Raw genomic sequence first — 16369 nt, 5'->3', positions numbered from 1 at the left:
ATCCCCCGACTTACCTGGTAAGCAATCTTTAATCCTGTTCCATTCATCATCTGTAAGCATAAAACCACCATGTCATTTCTATCGCAGATTATACACAATCATCAATGTCGACAGAACCTAGTTTAGGTTGGCACTAATAAGGGGAGGTTTACAAAATTATTTGATTTATTAAGTGATGAATACCAATTTAGCTTAGAGCCGTCCCCCCTTACTGTGGAAGCTTATCTTAAGCATCATGAGATGGCTAGGGAATTTACGCCTGAGCTCATCAATAAAATGTTGAGAAAATTAACATCACTCTTTATCCCTTTTGATGGTAGAAAAGTAGATGTAACGAGCATTGGTAAAGAGAGTGTCGATTCGGTTTCAGGAATAGCTAAGGAGCAAATCGAGAATATTATTCAGGATTATATGGCGAATACGCCCAAACATTCTCCCTTGTTAGCCAAAGAAAGTTTTTTTAAGTTTAAGACAGAGTTGGGTTCACCTATCCTTGCGGGACAACAAGAAATTGCCTTTGAAAATTTAAAATATACCTCGCAGTAATCGTAGTCTTAAGCTAATACACGTTCTGTCTTGCCGCTTATAGTGTTACAAATCAATTAATCGAGCGAATTGCGTCAAACTCTTTCTCTAAATCGGAATCATAAGCAGGATAAACTGCCTTGTCGGGTTTCTCCTCTCCTTTCGATTCATGCACGTCTTCTTGTTCTTTTCGCCGCGGCATTTGTTCATACGATTTTTTCTTGTCCATAAAATAACTCCATTATTTACTTGCCTATATTAATCATAGTGCAAAATTTGATTGGCATGCAGCACTTTATGACAAGTCCATTAGTACATTTTTCTTTTAATGACCTATAGTTATAAAACTATGGTTACTGAGATGCACAGTCAGACGCTTGAAAAAAACGACCCACAGGCAAAACAATGGCGAATGCTATTAGTTTATAATATGTATCGTCTGCTAAGCATTGGCGCATTATTTGGCTTTTTTTGGTTGGATCATTATAGCCACGCCGATGCAATTGTTTATCTAAGCGCTTTGGGTTGTTATTTTATTTTTGGCCTGCTCTTTTTATATGTATGGTATAAAAAATCGCTAAAGTTTGAGCAGCAAGTCGTCTATTCAGGCACTGTGGATGTCGTGGTCATGGTGCTTTTTATTCAAACGATTGGTTATATCCAGGCCGGTCTTGGCATCTTATTGAATGCCTTTATTGCTGTTTTGAGTATTTTGGTTCCCGGTCGTTTAGCGATTTTTTTTGCAGCCATCGCAAGCTGTATGTTGTTGGGAACGAGCCTTATTCAATATGGTACTGGCGTCCATGATGATTTACGACATTTTTTCTCCACGGGCATTTATGGGGCAAGCTTTTTTGCGACCGCTTTAACAGCCTGGTATCTTGCCAGTTGGGTAAAAAGCAGTGAGCAATTGGCCCAGGCGCGCGCCAAGGAACTTGCGAATGTACAACGGCTTAATGAATACATCGTCGAGCGTTTACAACATGGTGTTATTTATGTAGATCCCAATAAACAGGTCAAATTAATCAATACAGCTGCCCGCCGCTTTTTCAATTGGAGCGAAAATACCGGAAATCTCAAGTTACGTGATTTATCTTCCGCCCTGTATGATAAGTACTTGCAATTTTTGTCACATTCAAAAACAGCAGGGCAATCCGCCCAGACTACAATTGATAATCCCTATCTGCAAGTGCATTTTTTCCCGGCTTCTTATGGTAGCCAAACAGCTGTTTTGATGATTTTAAATGACATGACGCATATTGCTCAGCAAGCACAAGAATTAAAACTTGCTTCGCTGGGCCGTTTTTCTGCAAGCATAGCCCATGAGTTGCGCAATCCGCTCGGTGTAATCGCTCATGCGGTACAATTGTTAGGTGAAGAGAAAGAGTTAAGTGGAGAAGATCTACGGCTTAAGCAATTGATCATTAATAATTGCGATCGGATGAATCGCGTTATTAAAAACGTTTTGCAAATGTCCAGAAGACAGCAGGCTCAACCGGAAACAATTGAACTAAATTCATTTCTCAAGCAATTTAAACACGATTTTTGTCTTATTAATCCATGTAACCTTATACTTAAATCAAGCAAGGAAAAAAGAAAAACCGTTGTATTTGATAAAAGCCAACTGGAACAAGTGTTAATAATCTTATGTGACAATTCCATGCAGCACGGGCGTAACCAGGCTGGAGAAGTAGATATTACGCTGGAGATTAAAGATAAGACAAATAAGACTTTATTGCTGATTTCCGACACAGGACTGGGCATCCCCAAAAAAATACGCAATCATGTTTTTGAGCCATTTTTTAGCACAGTAAGAACAGGCTATGGGATGGGGTTGTTCATAGCAAAAGATTTATGCGAAATTAATCAAGCCAAGCTTGATTTTGTTGAATGCGAAATCGGATGCTGTTTTGCCATTAGTTTTAATCCAGATGATGAGATTCGCTTATGAATGCAAAAGTTCTCGTTATTGATGATGAGCCAGATATCCGTGAGTTATTATCGCTGACCTTGAAAAGGATGGGATTAGAATGCGATGTTGCTTCAAGCTTTACAGAAGGCATTAAGGCTATTGATAAAAATGAATATTTTTTAACGCTAACCGATATGCGGCTTCCCGATGGAGATGGTTATGAAATTGTTCGTTATATCCAGCAAAATAAACCCAAATTACCTGTAGCAGTCATCACGGCTTATGGAAATGTAGAGGGGGCTGTAAATACGTTGAAAGCAGGCGCGTTTGATTATGTATCAAAGCCCGTTGATTTGGCCATGTTAAAAACGTTAGTCGAAACAGCGCTACGTATGTACCATCGCCCGGAAACTCGGGATGAATTATTGCTCGGCGAAAGCGCTCCTATGCAAGCCTTGCGCGAAAGCATTTACAAGCTCTCACGAAGCCAAGCCCCTGTGTTTATTCAAGGTGAATCAGGCGTTGGAAAAGAATTGGTCGCGCGTTTAATCCATGCTTATGGCCCAAGAAGTGAAGCACCTTTTATTGCAGTGAATTGCGGGGCTATTCCGGCAGAGCTCATGGAATCGGAGTTTTTTGGGCATAAGCGCGGTAGTTTTACCGGAGCGTTTGCAGATAAAAAAGGATTATTCGAAGCAGCACAAGGGGGAACGCTTTTTCTCGATGAAATTGCCGAATTGCCTTTGGTGATGCAAGTCAAGTTGCTGCGAGCCATTCAGGAAAAAGCAATTAAACCCATTGGTGAATTGAACGAAATTCCTGTGGATATACGAATTTTAAGCGCCAGTAATAAAAATTTACTGGATGAAATTGCCGCGGACCGTTTCCGGCAGGAATTGTACTATCGAATTAATGTCATTGAATTGCATGTGCCCACCTTGCAGGAAAGAGCAGAAGACATTCCTCTACTGGCGAACAATATTTTGCAAAAATTAGCCAGGGAACAGGGTCGTGAACCGCCTCAATTATCAAAATCTGCGCTTGCAGCACTGCGAGGTTATTCTTTTCCGGGTAATGTACGGGAACTGGAAAATATTCTTGAGCGGGCGATGACATTAAGTAATGGCAATATTATAGAGCAGGTGGATTTGCACTTCCCGCAATCTGTTCCCGCTCAATCGGCGGCAGCAGGTTCTGAAAAAAAATTGGACTTAAACAGCACGCTGCTAGAGCATGAAAAAGAACTAATACTTGATGCGCTGGAGAAAACTCGCTGGAACCGCACGGCAGCAGCTCGGCTGTTAGGGATAAGTTTCCGTACTTTACGCTATCGCCTAAAAAAATTGGGGCTTGATTAATTATTGGGTGCGAAAAATTCATTAGGGCCTGCTGAAATTCACTTGCCGCCTGACCATAGCTGAAGCTGGGGTGGCAATTTATCAGGAACCTGTTAATAAGTTTGCAGGTTTCTCTACTCATAGAGAACAAGACATGGATTGGTATAGCGGTTGCTGAAATTACCAGCAAGATTTATATGGTTAGGAGTTATCCATCAATGCAGCGCGTCGCTAAAAACATTTCAAACATTGGCAATGGGAAATTAATTTAATTGAGAGAACTCAATCGAATGGCATGTCGTGTAAGAAGAGTTTCCTAATGATTTGACCTAATGGATGCCGCGAACAAGCCTCGGCATCCATTAGGTGAATTGTTAACAATCTTAATCCTTTTGCAAAAATCGTATTTCTTCCATTTTCGCGGTGATGCGTGCTTGCAGTAATGGATCGTGTTTTGCCATTTTTTTAGCCAAATGCAGCTGCGCCAAAGCGCCAGTTTTTCTACCCTGGAGCAATTCGCATTGTGCTTGGGTAAAATAAGCATAATCTTTGCGGTGAGATGCGGCTTGCGCTTGGGCGAGTTGCTGGCAAACGGGCAAATCCTGTTTGAATTGCCGGCTTGCTTTCAAAAGAATGCTGACCGCTTGTTCAGGTTTATTTGCAGCCATTAAGCCTTGGGCATAATTTACAATTGCTGCGTAATTATCTGGATAATTATTTTGTAGTTCATTTAATCTTTGCAGGGCTGAGTCGAACTGATGCAAACCAATTTCAGCCTGGGCTAGGGCGATGACTAAATACAAATTATCCGGATTCTGCTGCAGCAAGGGGAGCAATTTCTCCTGTGCTTGTTGATATTGATTTATGTTTAGAAACACCAGTGCACGGCCATACTGGCAGGCCGTATCATTATTATGTTTTCTACATTGGTTGGCATAATAATCCAGTAAATTTTTATAATCATTCGATACCGAAGCGCGTATTAATTCTTTAAATAAATGATAATCGAGGCTATTAGGATAAGTTTTTTTGACAATGTGCTGGCTGCGATTTTCCGCTTCCGCGATGCGGTCCTCATCTAAGGGATGGGTGCGTAAAATGGCGGGTACATTGGCTGTGTAATAATAACGGGATTGCATTTGCATTTTTTTAAAAAAACTGGCCATAGCACGCGGGTCCAAGCCAGATTTAATCAACATATTAATGCCGATACGATCAGCTTCTTTTTCATTTGAACGAGTAAAATTAATATTATCTTGGGCAATACCTGACAAGGAAGCCATCAGAGCGCCGCTTCCCAGTATGGGATTGACTACCCCTAAGGCGAAAGAAGCAAGAACAGATGCCAGCATGGGAATGCGCATTTGTTTTTGATGTTCCAGCATGCGATACAGGTGATGCAATCGTACGTGTGCCATTTCATGCGCCATAACCGCAGCCAATTCGCTTTCATTTTCCGTTGCCAGAATTAACTGCGAGTTCATGCCGATGTAGCCGCCTGGGCCGGCAAAAGCATTGATTTCGTTGGATTTAACGATAAAAAAATAGGGAACCGGTAATTGTGAGCTGCGGGCTAATCGTTTGGCCAGATGATTTATGTATTGGCTTGCCAAAGGATTGCGCAGCACGCTATTTGCTTGGTTGATTTGTTGTATAAATTCTTTTTCCAATTCATCCAGTTCGCGATTGGTATAAGCTGAATAAGCGTGTGCCGCAGTGCTATGCAGCTGCAATTCACAAATCAAAATAAGACATAAAATTGCTGCCATGCAGTTTAGTAAGCGCTTTTTAAAGCAGGATGTTGAATACTTGCTTTTTCGCAACAAATTCATGAGTCTACTCAAAAATTGAATAATTTGTTATCATATGTGCACTTTTCAAGGGTGATTGAACTATGCACAAACAGTTTTTACTCGCAGCTCTCGACCAAGCCTGGCTTGGGCGTGGGATTTGTGCACCCAATCCCAGCGTCGGTGCAATTGCAGTACAAAACGGAAAGATTATAGCACAAGCCTGGCATCAAGGAGCAGGAACTCCGCATGCTGAACAAGCTCTATTAGCCCGCCTTGAACCTGCTCTTCCGGGTATCACGTTGTATGTCACGTTAGAACCTTGCAATCATTGGGGCCGGACACCTCCTTGCGTAGAAGCCATTATTAAATATGGAATTCAAAAGGTTGTATATGCGTATTCTGATCCTAATCCCGTAGTCATTAACAATAATACTCCGGAATTATTGAGAAAGCAGGGTGTGGAAGTGGAGTATTTTCCTCTGCCTGAAATTGCTCTTTTTTATCAAAGTTATCAACGATGGACTTGTACTCACAAGCCTTTTGTGACATGTAAAATAGCCCAGACTCTGGACGGTAAAATTGCAGGTAAACAAGGTCAGCAGCTTTGGCTTTCCAACTCCCTATGTGCAGAGTTTACTCATAAAAAGCGGCAATGCAGTGATGTTATCCTGACTACTGCCCGCACCATTAATGAAGACAACCCGCGTTTAAACGTTCGTTTACCAGGTGTTCAGGCTGCAAAACATGTGGCAATCATCGACAGGCAAGGAGTTTTAAATCAGCATGCTAACGTCTTGCAAACAGCCAAACATTGCCACATTTATCATGATGAGCAAATTCAAATGTCAACGCGGCATAAGAATGCTTCTTATTACCCAATGCCGACTTTACATGGGGAAATGGATATGCAGGCCGTGATAAGTCATTTGGGACATCTGGGGTATCATGATGTTTGGGTTGAGGCTGGAGGAAAATTATTTACGTCCTTACATAAGTTAGGGCTGGTGGATCGAACTTATATTTATATCGTCCCTTTTCATTTGGGAACAAAGGCGGTTTCAGCTTATACGAGCGAGGAAGCTTTTAGACGAAATTGCGCGATAACATGGAAACCAATGGGCGATAATATGATAGTATGCCTGGATTGGGAAAAGGCTGCAGAGAAGGAGCAGGCATGTTTACAGGATTGATTGAAGTGCAAGGCGAAGTTCTTGCAAATGTGCAAGGAGAAATTGCTAATCGTTTATTGATAAAAGCAGAATTAGGCGGGTTAAAAACAGGAGAAAGCATTGCAATTAATGGCGTGTGTTTAACTTTATTGCCTGATACGAGCCAAGGGTTAGCATTTGACGTATCTCCTGAAACATTAAAATGCACTTCTTTGGGCAGCCTTAAGCAAGGTGATGCAGTAAATCTAGAGCGGGCTATGTTGGCCACTGCACGCTTTGGCGGCCATTATGTAAGCGGGCATGTAGATACCACTGTTACATTAAAAAATATTGCGCCGGTAGGGGATTATATTGAGATGATTTTAGGGGACTTTTTGGCGGAGGAGTGTAAATTTCTTTTACCTAAAGGCAGTATTACCCTGGAAGGAGTAAGTTTAACCATTAATGCAGTTAAGAATCATTGCGTCAGCGTTTTATTAGTGCCACACACTTTGGCTAAAACAACACTGGGAGCACGCCAACCCGGTGATCGTTTGAATGTTGAATTTGACTATATGACCCGCATTGTAGCGCATCAATTAAGCTTACTTGATTTGCCGGCTTTAACTGCTTAAAGTCCGCAAATGGCTTTGGCATTTTCTTAAAAAAGTGAATTGCATGGCCGGCAGTTTGGCAGTCAATCATTGTGTTGAATTTTTCAAGATTTAAGTTGAGAGCTTAGGCTCTTAGGGTTTTTAAGAGGTTATTATGACAAATCCTTTTACCACCATTGAGCATGCCATCGCAGAGCTTCAGAGGGGTGGTATGGTGATTCTGGTTGATGATGAAGATCGAGAGAATGAAGGCGATCTGGTTATTGCAGCCGAGCATGCTTCTGCAGAAGCGATTAATTTCATGTCCCGTTTCGGCCGTGGCTTGATTTGTTTGTCTATGGAGGGAAAACTGATCGATAAGCTTAATTTATCGATGATGGCCAATCATAATCGCTCACCATTTGGTACTGCTTTTACCGTCTCGATTGAAGCTGCAACTGGCGTATCCACCGGTATTTCTGCGCAAGACCGCGCCCGCACTATTCAGGTAGCCATTGATCCTGAAAGTGGCCCGAATGATATTATCTCGCCAGGACATATTTTTCCTCTGCGGGCACGGGATAAAGGGGTGCTTGAACGTGGGGGGCAGACGGAAGGAAGTGTGGATTTGATGAAGTTGGCCGGTTTAACACCAGCCGCCGTTATTTGTGAAGTCATTAATGATGATGGCACGATGAGCAGGCGAGATGATCTCCTGGCATTTTCACAACAGCATGCAATTCCAATGGCCACAATTAAAGACTTGATTGCTTATCGGATCCGTCATGAACGATTGGTGGAAGAAGTTGCTTCCAGCCGTATTCCCTTGCATAAATATGGGAATTTTACTATGGCGGTTTTTACCAATCAATTGGATAGTGCAGAACACTTTGCTTTGCTTAAAGACCCTGTAATTCCCAACCAAGTACCTTTAGTTCGTATTCATTCTGAATGCATTACCGGCGATGTTTTTGGTTCCTGCAAATGCGATTGCGGCTCACAACTGCATCAGTCCCTGGAGATGATTGCTAAGGAAGGAGGCGTACTTATTTATTTAAGACAAGAAGGCCGCGGTATTGGATTGGCCAATAAATTAAAAGCATATGCTCTACAGGAGCAGGGGCTGGATACGGTTGAAGCCAATTTAAAATTGGGGTTGCCTGTGGATAATCGTGACTATGCAATTGCTTTTCAAATTTTAAAATATTTGGGTATTGATGTGCTGCGGTTAATTACGAATAATCCTCAAAAAATTACTGCAATTAGCAATTTCGGCATCAAGGTTTGTGATCGTGTCCCCCTGTCGATAAAACCTACCCCTGAAAATCAACATTATTTAAAAACAAAAAAAGAGAAGCTTGGGCATTTACTTGCAATTGAATAGGAGCAGTTATGAATTACATCCAGGGAATTCCAAATGAAACTAATCGTTTCCCAATTGCAATTGTGATAAGCCATTTTAATTATGAAATCACACGGGAATTGTTGCAGGGGGCGATGAAGCAATTACAGCATTACGGGTTTACTGAGCAGGATATCACTGTGGTGGAGGTTCCAGGAGCAGTAGAAATTCCAATCGTTGCCAAGCGTTTAGCTAAAAAAAAGCAACATCAAGCCATTATTGCCTTAGGCGCGGTGATTCGCGGAGAAACCACGCATTATGATTATGTATGCCAACAGGTAAGCCAAGGTTGCCAAATGGTAGCTTTGGAGTTTGAAATCCCAGTGGTTTTTGGCGTTTTAACCACGGAAAATGAGGCGCAAGCATGGGATCGCCTGGGGGGAAAACATGGCCATAAAGGAATGGATGCTGTGGATTGTGCTTTATCCATGCAATCTGTTTTAGGACAATTGGCATAAAAATCGTAAAGATTTCAGATGATATCTATTGCAAGGATACACTTGGGTTATTACTTTGCGCCAAAAGGGTATGTTCTTTTCCTGACTTTTGCATGCGTTTAACACATCCATATCTGCCAATTATGCGGAAACCATCGTTAATTTTGGAAATTCTGTGTTATTTCTGTTCTTTATTTGATAAAATAAGCCCCCGTTTACATGCATCTATCAAATTAACCGCTTATCCGCGGCTTAGCATTGCAACGGGATTTCTATGACAAATTATATTTTCATCACGGGCGGGGTTGTGTCTTCGTTAGGCAAAGGCATTGCTGCTGCTTCTTTAGCCGCCATCCTAGAAGCGCGCGGTCTTAGAGTGACTCTAATCAAGCTTGATCCTTATATTAATGTGGATCCAGGTACGATGAGTCCTTTTCAGCATGGTGAAGTTTTTGTTACACAAGACGGAGCAGAGACTGATCTGGACTTAGGGCATTATGAGCGTTTCGTGCGCACTACCATGACAAAATTAAATAATTTTACTTCGGGTAAAATATACGAAAATGTCATTAAGAAAGAGCGTCGGGGCGATTATTTAGGCGGTACAGTTCAAGTTATTCCACATATAACCAATGAAATTAAGCGTTGCATAAAACTCGGTGCGGATAATTTTGATATCGCGATGGTTGAGATCGGCGGTACTGTGGGAGACATCGAATCCTTACCATTTCTTGAAGCCATCCGTCAAATGCGGATAGAACTTGGTTCACAACGCTCGTTGTTTATTCACTTGACTTTGGTTCCTTATATAGCCACATCCGGTGAAACCAAAACCAAGCCTACGCAGCATTCCGTAAAAGAACTGCGTTCAATCGGTATTCAGCCTGATATTTTAATCTGCCGCTCTGAACAGCCTCTTTCCAGTAATGATCGCGGCAAGATTGCCTTATTCACCAATGTGGAAAAAGAAGGGGTCATTTCTTTACAGGATGCGAAAAGTATTTATCAAATTCCCATGATCCTGCATGAGCAAGGCTTGGATGAAATTGTTGTTAAAAAATTAGGCATGAGTGTCAAACCTGCTGATTTAAGTGAATGGCAGAACGTTGTGAAGGCACAACGCCAGCAAAATATGACGGTAAAAGTTGCCATGGTTGGCAAATACGTTGAATTAAATGACGCTTATAAATCCATTAATGAAGCTTTGCTGCATGCCGGTATCCATACGCAAACCCGTGTGGAAATCACTTACATTGATGCAGAACTCATTGAAAAGCATGGCACTTCCTTGCTTGAAAATGCAGATGCGATTTTAATTCCTGGTGGTTTTGGTGAGCGGGGCGTTGAAGGTAAAATATGTTCCATTCAATATGCCAGGGAGAAAAAAGTTCCTTTCCTTGGCATTTGTCTCGGCATGCAGGCTGCGGTCATTGAATTTGCCCGCAATGTAATTGGATTGGCAGGAGCCAATTCCACAGAATTTAACAAAGAAACAGCGTACCCTGTCATAGCGTTAATCAGTGAATGGCAAGCGGCAGACGGTAGTTTAAATGTGCGCACTGAAAACAGTGACCTGGGGGGCACTATGCGCCTGGGTGCCCAATTGTGTAAATTGGAACAAGACTCATTGGCTTTTAAGGCATATGGAAAACCGCAAATTATTGAGCGCCATCGCCACCGTTATGAAGTGAATAATTTATATGTGGATGCGCTTGTAGCACATGGACTGATTATTTCAGGGCGCTCAGCGGATGATAATTTGGTCGAAATGGTTGAATTAGCCGAGCATCCGTGGTTTCTAGCCTGTCAGTTCCATCCGGAATTCACTTCTACCCCAAGAGACAGCCACCCATTGTTTAAATCATTTGTTTTGGCCGCTCGTAATTATCATCAACAACATAGGGATAAAGTATGAAATTATGTGGTTTTGAAATAGGCATAGATGCCCCACTGTTTTTAATCGCCGGCCCCTGTGTCATTGAAAGTGAAGAGCTTGCCATAGAAACAGCAGGATACCTCAAAGAAATTTGCGATCAATTAAAATTGCCTTTTATTTATAAATCCTCTTTTGATAAAGCTAATCGTTCTTCAATGAACAGCTATCGGGGCCCAGGGTTTGAAAAAGGGCTGCTTATCCTTGAAAAAGTAAAAAAACAAGTGGGTGTGCCTGTATTAACTGATGTCCACGAAGATACTCCGCTTTTGGAAGTTTCAAGCGTAGTCGATGTACTGCAAACGCCTGCTTTTTTATGCCGGCAGACTAATTTTATTCAAAATGTAGCGGCGATGAATAAGCCCGTTAATATTAAAAAAGGCCAATTTTTAGCCCCGTGGGAAATGAAGCATGTGGTCGCCAAAGCCAAAGCATGCGGGAATGAGCAAATTATGGTATGCGAACGTGGGGTAAGTTTTGGTTACAATAATTTGGTTTCAGACATGCGTTCATTGAAAATCATGCGTGAAACGAATTGTCCGGTCGTTTATGATGCCACTCACTCCGTACAATTGCCGGGTGGAAATAACGGCGTATCCGGAGGGCAGCGCGAGTTCGTTCCGGTATTGGCACGCGCCGCAGTGGCAGCCGGGATAGCCGGTATCTTTATGGAAACTCACCCAAATCCTGATAAAGCTTTAAGTGATGGGCCTAACAGTTGGCCGCTAGATAAAATGAAAGATTTGCTGGAAACTTTGGTTGCTTTGGATGCAGTTTTTAAGGCTAAGGGCGAGTTTAATTTGTAAAGCCAGATTGATCCATTGGCAGATTGTAAATTTTTTATCGAAAAACCTTGCAGACAGGATTAAACCATACTGCCGTTGCCGACCTGGGTAAGTACAAGCAGCTATTTATCCAGGTCTTAGTTAGGTTTCGATAAGCATAGATCATCGCAGGGATTATGCTTATTGCGCTACTTATTTCCAAGCTTGTCCATGCAGGATAACCAATTTTATCTGTGAAGATTCGGCACTGACTAATGGGCCCTTGTAATCACATGGAGTTTCGCGGCGCGCTTGGCGAATTCCGCTACATGGTTAGTAGGCATGGCAGTGACAAAAAATCAAATTATTTGCCAATTTTTATAATTTATAAACATATTTTCTAATTATTTCAATGTATCCATCCCTGCTTTTCTGCATCAAAATAATCTTTTTTGCTTAAAATTATAACATTTAATATAATTTAAAATATTTATATTAAAAAGATTATCTATGTACCCTGCAAGCTTTTATTACCTGCAAACAGGCGGCTTAAGCTATAGCCATACACCGCAGGGAGAATTAAATGTCGAGCGTCTGTTGCAGCAGAAAGCTTACTGGCAAATGGCAAATGCTGGCAGTTTGGAAAAGAAAACCATCATTTTAGCCGATTGGAGCTTTAACACAGCGTCGGTATGGAAGCAATGGCAGGTGCAGCAAAAGCTTGCCCAGTTGGCCGCGGATGGGTTTAATGTCTATATTTCTGTTGAAAACGAAATGCTGCCTCTGGAAGAATTTATCTTCCAGGAAGATCAGCCTAAGATTATTCCGCAATTTCCGCAGGATATAAAAAAAAGCGCTTATAAGCATTTGGGGGTTTTGCCAGAACAAGTGCATATACTCGATGATCATACGCTCACTGAACTGATAGACCCGAGGCGTTTTAATCCAAACGAACGTGAAATCTCTGTAGGTTCTGTAAAATACCTTTCAAAAGAATTAAAAACTCGACTCATCAAAATTCTAAAAGTCGCCAAACCCGCATTGACGCGTGTAATTGATGATCAATTCATATTATGTAGGGACCATACTCGCCGGCTGGCAGCAGAAAGTAACTTTTTTTCTGTACCGGGATTGGAAAAATACAAATCTGCTCTGGTGTCGTACGATGGGACTGTTAAGAAGACATTCGAAGAGTACATAAAGCAGCTTAGCGATTTAACTGGGATAGAAGCATTTGATTTTGTTGATATTAGCGAGAGCAACCTGGGATCCATCTTGCAGCGTTCCACTAATGTAAAACATCTAAATTTGCAAACAACACCAATTAGCAGAGTAGATTACCTTCCCGAGAGTCTTGAATCGTTTGAATGCTTTAATATATCCATGCAGGCATCGTTACTGGAGAAATTGTTTGCAAAACTTCCGCAATGCACTGCTTATATTTTAGAGGACTTGAAGATAGAGGAGGAATTTGCGGCTGAAGTCAAATTGCCCCATGTTACCTTGTTTAAGTTTAACAATTGCCAGCTATCTGGCAGCGTTTTTGAAAATTTGCTTGCTGCAGCGCCCAATTTAAAATCATTATCTCTGCACGGTTTTCAGCAAATTAAATTAACCAAGGGTTTTAATTTATCGCACCTTGAAGAATTTAACAGTAATGATGCGGCACTGTTACCTTTATTAAGCCACCCTGAGCATTTGAAACGACTGAAATTATCTAAAATTCCTTCTGCAAAATTAAAGCATTTACAATCTTTTTTATCGAAAGCGTATGGGCTGGTAAGCCTGGAGGTTAATGCTCCTTTTGAAATTACTGAGCCGCTGTCGCTTCCCCATCTGGTGGAATTTTCTAATAATAACCCCAATTTATCTGCGCAAACACTGCGCCATTTGCTGCATGCTTCCCATAAGCTTAAACGCCTGGAGCTTCCTTCTTTCATCGAACCATTGGGAGAATTACTCGATGCTATTCCTTGCAAGAATTTAACTGCTTTGACAATCGATGGCTATTCTGTCACCGCAGCTAGTCTTGCTCAATTGCGCGAAAAAGCCCCAAAACTTGCCTCCCTTAAATTATGGAATTGTCCGCGTTTACTGAATCTTAAACCGGTTGATTTGAGTTCTCTCACCGAGCTGGAACTTGATGCTTCACGTCTGAGTGTTGACGATTTTCTAACTTTGCTAAATAGCGCCCCTAATTTGCAAGTACTTGATTTCGGTCACAAAAGGGAGGTTATTAAGCACCTGTTGAAAGATCCGCGGGTACAAGAGCGTCTTAGACGTATTCCTGACTTTTACCCCGGAATTAAAGCGCCCAAATTAAAATCTCCTGCTGTTTCGCAATCATCATTCGCAGCATTGGCATCATTGGCTCAGATGGATGGAGAAATGCCTGGGAATCCTCTGGGTTTTGCTTTCCCCTCATCGGGGCTGCAGGCATCGCTTGGTCAAGGCAAGGCGTTGGTTGATGCGAATACGGTGTATAACGAAGGGAAGCAATTTTCTGTGACGCGGGTATTTTATCCGTTATCGGAGTTGCCTGAGTCGCCTCCTGAGGTGAGTGGGTACCGTTTGTCCATGTATGATGAGGTTCGATTAAACCCGGAGCCTTGCGAGGCTTCTGCTGCTTTTTCTTTAGTGAATGGCGGGTCTTTGCAGTTGACGCCATGTAGTGTGGGGCGGGTTGCAGATGCAGAGTCATCCGGGCGGGCGTTGCATGCTAAACGTCGTAGTTACAAGCATTACCGTGGGACGCAGATGCTGGCTGCGGGTGATGACTGGCAGGCGCTGGCGTCGTTGGATGCGCGGGAAGTGTTGGCGCATTACCAGGCGGATGCGGAGGTTGAGTTTCAGTATGCAAAGCGCGATAACCAGTATTATGCGAGGCATCGTTCTGGGAAGGCGTTGGCGCTTCATTATGTGGTTGAAGTTCCGCAAAAAGAAGCGGTTTTGCCGCGAGAGATTAAGGAGTTGGTGCAGGAATTCCATGGTTTTGGCAGGAAGGGGTTAGAGTTTAAGTCGGGTGTTGGCAAGTTGCGTGGCGAGGAGTATGCGCAGGCGATTTATGCGCAAAAGACAGGTGCGTGCCGGCATCGGGCGATTGCGTTTAAGCACGAGATGGCGAGGAGGTATCCGAAGACGCCGGTGCGGGTGGTGAACAATGAGTGCCACAGTTTTGTGGAAGTGAAGGTAGGGATTAACTGGATTGCGTGTGATTTGGGTGGTTACCCTGCGAAGCTTGCGGTTACGAATCCAGTTCCTCCTGTCAAACGGCCTGCGGAAGTTCCTGCTTCGGTTTTGCCGCAATCTGAGGAAGTTTTGCCGCAATCCCAGGAGGTTTTGCCGCAATCTCAAGAGATACTCCCGCCTTCTTCGGTGGTTATTGAAGAATTACCGGAGATACCGAGCAATCCGAATTCGTATTATGGTCGGTTTGAGACGTGGGTTAAGGAAAAGCCGCGAGTGGAATCGCTGTTGTCGTACAGCCAGCGGTTGTTGCAGCCCTTGCAGGGGAAGCGGTTGATTGATTTGGGCAGTGAGGCATCGGTTTTGGCGCTGCAATCGGCGTTGCTGTTGCACGCAAAGCGCATCCATCGCCCGGTGTATGTGATTAACTCGCCGGATGATTTGATTTGTTCAGCGCCTTATGTGGCGCGGCAGGGTGAGCGGGGTGATTTAAAACGTGGCCCTGGTGGTCCGTTGCATGATTTTTTGCAAAAGCCGTATGAGGAAGGTAATCCGCCCATTCTTTTGGTGAATTACGATGCGTTTCGTCCGGAAGATTTTGTGCGGCTGAATGGGTTGATTGATGCGAAGCCGCATGCGGATGGGACGCCTTTGCCTGCTGGTGCGATGGTGATAGGGCTTATCAACACGAGCAAGCCTGATTGTTACCAGGGGGAAGATTTTTACTCACGGTTTGGGAAGGATGCGATAGAGGTGTGTCCTTTGGATGAGGCGACGCTGCTTGCCTCGCAGCGAGCGCTGCCGTTTCAGGAAGCGAATCCGACGGTGCCCAGCCACGCCATTGATTTGTACCATGGTTCGGATTGGAAGGAGCGTTTAATTGGGCGCTGGGTGTTGCAGGGGGATTCGCTTTTTTTCAAGAAAGGGGAGTTGGTCACAGCACTTGCATCGGGTGTTTCAGTTGTCGAGATAGGCAATGGGTTGTGGGAGGATAAGGACTTCCTGCAATTTTGGCAACAGGCGTTGATTCGCGGTGCGGTTGATTGCGCGGGTGAAGTGGTTTCCTTGCCTGAGGATTTTGCTTTAATCAAGAAAGAAGGGTATGCGTGGGCGGATTGGCTGTCTTTGGTTGAGTTTAAACACGGTTTGGCGGGTGGACACCCTTCGTTAAACCCGACGTTGTTTAGCCAGTGTTTTACGCGATATCGCTGCGATGCACAAACGCAAACGCTTGAGACGTTAGTGGGCCTTGTTGAGCAGCATCAGAAAGAGCACCCCAATGAACCCTTATCGCTTCAGGTAACGCGCTCGTTGTCGGAAGACCAGTGGGCGCGTTTGC

Annotated in this window: 11 protein-coding genes and 1 pseudogene; 10 read left to right on the top strand and 2 right to left on the bottom strand. The window is 43.2% G+C overall.

Going from position 1 to position 16369, the window contains the following annotated elements; translation table 11 throughout:
• Positions 1–240 precede the first annotated feature (240 nt).
• A complete protein-coding gene (locus ELY11_RS11335; RefSeq protein WP_127033600.1) occupies positions 241–546 on the top strand; it encodes a hypothetical protein in 306 nt (101 codons plus the stop codon).
• Positions 547–598: 52 nt separating this feature from the next.
• On the opposite strand, the gene ELY11_RS12430 is transcribed toward ELY11_RS11335, so the two are convergent.
• Entirely contained in the window at positions 599–754 is a 156-nt protein-coding gene (locus tag ELY11_RS12430; protein WP_158615200.1) for a hypothetical protein, read from the bottom strand.
• Between the two features lie 132 nt (positions 755–886).
• On the opposite strand from ELY11_RS12430, the gene ELY11_RS11330 reads away from it, so the two are divergent.
• Together ELY11_RS11330 and ELY11_RS11325 are read left to right on the top strand one after the other, a co-directional pair.
• Positions 887–2476: a two-component system sensor histidine kinase NtrB gene (locus ELY11_RS11330; protein ID WP_127033597.1), complete on the top strand. Its 1590-nt coding sequence runs from the start codon at positions 887–889 to the stop codon at positions 2474–2476.
• Positions 2473–3795: a sigma-54-dependent transcriptional regulator gene (locus ELY11_RS11325; protein ID WP_127033594.1), complete on the top strand. Its 1323-nt coding sequence runs from the start codon at positions 2473–2475 to the stop codon at positions 3793–3795. Before ELY11_RS11330 ends, ELY11_RS11325 begins: the two co-directional genes overlap by 4 nt.
• Before the next feature lie 362 nt (positions 3796–4157).
• On the opposite strand, the gene ELY11_RS11320 is transcribed toward ELY11_RS11325, so the two are convergent.
• Positions 4158–5543, bottom strand: a complete 1386-nt coding sequence (locus ELY11_RS11320; protein WP_127033591.1) for a M48 family metalloprotease — start codon at positions 5541–5543, stop codon at positions 4158–4160.
• A 125-nt stretch (positions 5544–5668) separates the two neighbouring features.
• Between ELY11_RS11320 and ribD the strand changes: the two genes are divergently transcribed.
• From ribD to ELY11_RS11285, 7 genes and pseudogenes are all read left to right on the top strand, one after another.
• Complete coding sequence (ribD, locus tag ELY11_RS11315) at positions 5669–6757, top strand: bifunctional diaminohydroxyphosphoribosylaminopyrimidine deaminase/5-amino-6-(5-phosphoribosylamino)uracil reductase RibD (protein WP_127033588.1); 1089 nt, start codon at positions 5669–5671, stop codon at positions 6755–6757.
• Positions 6742–7350, top strand: coding sequence for a riboflavin synthase (gene ribE, locus ELY11_RS11310; protein WP_127033585.1), 609 nt, complete (start codon positions 6742–6744; stop codon positions 7348–7350). The genes ribD and ribE overlap by 16 nt, the downstream gene beginning before the upstream one ends.
• A 133-nt stretch (positions 7351–7483) precedes the next feature.
• Entirely contained in the window at positions 7484–8692 is a 1209-nt protein-coding gene (ribA, locus tag ELY11_RS11305; RefSeq protein WP_126955041.1) for a GTP cyclohydrolase II, read from the top strand.
• An 8-nt stretch (positions 8693–8700) separates the two neighbouring features.
• On the top strand, positions 8701–9168 hold the full coding sequence (gene ribH, locus ELY11_RS11300) for a 6,7-dimethyl-8-ribityllumazine synthase (RefSeq protein ID WP_126955042.1): 468 nt from the start codon (positions 8701–8703) through the stop codon (positions 9166–9168).
• Positions 9169–9421: 253 nt separating this feature from the next.
• Entirely contained in the window at positions 9422–11062 is a 1641-nt protein-coding gene (locus ELY11_RS11295) for a CTP synthase (RefSeq protein ID WP_127033582.1), read from the top strand.
• Positions 11059–11886 (top strand): 3-deoxy-8-phosphooctulonate synthase, encoded by an 828-nt coding sequence (gene kdsA, locus ELY11_RS11290; RefSeq protein ID WP_127033579.1) that lies wholly within the window; start codon positions 11059–11061, stop codon positions 11884–11886. Before ELY11_RS11295 ends, kdsA begins: the two co-directional genes overlap by 4 nt.
• 468 nt (positions 11887–12354) lie before the next feature.
• Positions 12355–16369: pseudogene (locus ELY11_RS11285) on the top strand (hypothetical protein); the annotation flags it as partial.

This window comes from Legionella septentrionalis (assembly GCF_003989745.1).
GTDB lineage: Bacteria > Pseudomonadota > Gammaproteobacteria > Legionellales > Legionellaceae > Legionella_A > Legionella_A septentrionalis.
This window is presented reverse-complemented; position numbering and strand designations above follow the sequence as displayed.